Origin of the sequence: Bacillus sp. AFS001701, assembly GCF_002559405.1 — a bacterium.
Classification (GTDB): Bacteria; Bacillota; Bacilli; order Bacillales; family Bacillaceae_G; genus Gottfriedia.
On sequence record NZ_NTZO01000621.1, the window covers coordinates 1 to 451 of the forward strand.

The 451-nt window shown below is 26.6% G+C and carries 1 protein-coding gene; it reads left to right on the forward strand.

Features of this window, described 5'->3' with window-relative positions:
* The coding region (locus CN514_RS24120; protein ID WP_217993961.1) for a hypothetical protein at window positions 1-327 on the forward strand (327 nt) is incomplete at its 5' end.
* Window positions 328-451 lie beyond the last annotated feature (124 nt).

Sequence of the window (451 nt, forward strand, 5' to 3'; positions counted from 1 at the left end):
AATTGTAAACTTACAAATTGCATGATTACAAATAGTATAATATCGAATTGCACTACAATGAATAGTACTATTTCGAATAGCAGTATCACTGATAGTAATATAATTGATGGTAATATAACTGATAGTTCGATTGATTCGATTGATATTAGCTCAAATGATAGCAATCCAAGTGATCGTATTTCTACTGATAACGTTTCAATTGATATCAATTCAAATGACAGTAACACAGCCGAAAGTATTGTAATTGATAATAGTTCAATTGATAGCATTACAATTAAACAAAGTAAAGACGGTTTTATGATCAATATAGACAAAACCGATACTTAATCAAGTATCGGTTTTTCCGTATTTCCAATTTGGTTCAACATTAGATTAAGGAAAAATTATTTAAAAACTGAAATTCATAATTGTAGAACGTAAAATTAATAGGAAAAAATTTATTACTATAGTG